Annotated in this window: 2 protein-coding genes; both read left to right on the forward strand. The window is 62.1% G+C overall.

The window, feature by feature from the left end; translation table 11 throughout:
- The coding region (locus NTZ26_12705; GenBank protein MCX6561360.1) for a DUF5916 domain-containing protein at positions 1 to 2,106 on the forward strand (2,106 nt) is incomplete at its 5' end.
- A gap of 91 nt (positions 2,107 to 2,197) precedes the next feature.
- On the forward strand, positions 2,198 to 2,432 hold a 235-nt coding region (locus NTZ26_12710), incomplete at its 3' end, for a hypothetical protein (protein ID MCX6561361.1).

Consider the following 2,432-nt stretch of genomic DNA (forward strand, 5'->3'; position numbering starts at 1 on the left):
CTCTGGCCCCAGCACAGCCAGCCCGATGTCCTGCGGGCCGTCCCGACGAAAAGCGCGATCCGGTTGGACGGGGTCCTGGACGAGCCCGCCTGGGCCGCCGCTCCGCGGATCTCCAACTTCACCCAGCGCGAGCTTGACGAAAACAAGCCGGCGACGGAACGGACCGAAGTGGCCGTCCTGTACTCCAAGACCGAGCTGTGGCTCGGGATCTGGTGTTACGACGCGGAGCCGGACAAGATCATCGCCCAAAAGATGAAATGGGATTTCGAGTACGGGACCGAGGACAATTTCATCATCGCCCTCGACTCCTACGGCGACAAGCGGAACGCCTACCTGTTCGCCATCAATCCCAACGGCGCCCAGTACGACGCCCTGGTTGTGGACAACAACCGCCGGACCAACGCCGACTGGAACGGGGTTTGGTTTGTCGCCGCCCGGCGGACGGCGCAGGGCTGGTTCGCGGAGATCCGGATCCCCTTCTCGACCCTGAAGTTCAGCGCCGCCGAGGAGCAGACCTGGGGGATCAATTTCGAGCGGAATATCCGCCGCAAGCGGGAGCAGGTTCTGTGGCAGGGCTGGTCGCGCGACGCCACGATCGTCCAGGTCAACCGGGCCGGGGCCCTGGCCGGGCTGCGGGACCTGACCCGCATGAAAGTCTTCGAGTTCCGGCCCTATGCCCTGGCCGGAGGGGAGAAAGCCCGCGGGACGTCGGCGGCGACGGTCGGCAGCTTCGGCCTGGATTTCAACTACCTCTTCAGTCCCACCGTCAAGCTCGACTTCACAATCCACCCCGATTTCGCCCAGGTCGAATCGGACGACCTGATCGTCAACCTGACCCGCTTTTCGGTTTCGATCCCGGAAAAGCGGCAGTTCTTCCTGGAAGCTCAGAACTTCTTCGATTTTCCGCTGGGCAAGGCCCGGCCGTTCTACAGCCGCCGGGTCGGCTATTATCAAGGCCAGGAAACGCCGATCCTGGGCGGCGGCCGCTTCCTGGGCAAGATGGGCGGCTCCACCCTCGGCATCATGATCCTGCAAACGGAGAAAACAGACTCCGCCCAGGCGATGAATTTCTCCGTTCTGCGCTACAAAAGGGATCTCGGGGAACAATCCTCGATCGGTTTCCTGGCCGTTGGGGCGGCTCAAGCCGGCCGCTTCAACGGCACGGCGGGAATCGACGCCATGTACTCGACGGCCAAGCTCTTCGGCGACAAGAACCTTCAGATCGGCGGCGCGGTCGCGGCCACGTATACCTCCGACCGGGAGGCAACGACCGGAACAGCCCAACGGCTGTTTTTCAACCTGCCGAACGACCTCATGGAGATCAGCGGCTCCTGGGAGCGGGCGGGCCTGGATTTCAACCCGGAGGTCGGGTTTCTGGGCCGGACGGGCTACCAGATCTACACCGCCAAATGGCGGATCAATCCCCGGCCGAGCTTTCTGCCTTGGATCCAGAAGCTCCAATTCAAGCCCCTCGACGTCAGTTACTACATCGACGACCGGACCCACGACATGCAGTCGGTCTACATGGAGTTCCGCCCCCTGGCCGTCTTTTTCAAAAGCGGCGAACAGTTGGAGGTCAACATCATCCGCAACGCCGAGAACCTGACCGAGGCCTTCGAGATCCGCGACGGGCACGTCATCCCGGAAGGACGCTACTGGACGACCCAGACCGAGATCCAGTTCCAGACCTTCGACGGGCGGCCGCTCGTCTTCAGCGCCGGCTATGTCTGGGGCCAGTTCTATACGGGCACGTCTGTCGAGTGGGACACTTCGCTGGCCTGGAAGCTGAACAAATACTTCGGAGCCGGCCTGTCCTATCAGCGCAGCGATATTCGCCTTCCGGACGGCGGATTCGCCATCGACGAGGTCGTCGGCCGGATGAATTTCTCCCTGAATCCGAAGCTTTACGGGGCGGTCTTCGCCCAGTGGAACAACGACGAAAACAAGCTGCTCTTCAACCTCCGGATCACCTGGATCCCCAAGCCCGGCGCTTCGCTCTACTTCGTCCTCAACCAATTCGGCGACACGCTCGATCCGCACCGCAACTGGCGGCTGAACAAGACGGCGGCCATGCTCAAGTTCGTCTGGTACTTCGGGGCTCATTGAGCGGGGCAGCGGACGGGCGTCTATTCATCGTCCGTTCAGAGGGGCCGGAGTAGAGTCGAGGGCGATGAACATCTCATCAAGGAGAATGCCCATGAAAAAGACTGTTTGGACGACAATACTGGTTTTGGGCCTGGCGCTCGTCCTGGCCGGCGTCGCCGCCGCTCAAGACAAACCCAAGCCGGCGGCGGTCGACCTCAAGATCCTGCCCCCCGCGGTTCTCAAAGCTTTCCAGGCGGCCTACCCCAAGGCCGTGATCAAGGGCGCTTCCAAGGAAGTGGAAAAAGGCGTGACCCAGTACGAAGTGGAAAGTGTGGACGGCAAGCTCA

The sequence above is a fragment of the Candidatus Aminicenantes bacterium genome (genome assembly GCA_026393855.1).
Lineage (GTDB): Bacteria > Acidobacteriota > Aminicenantia > Aminicenantales > UBA4085 > UBA4085.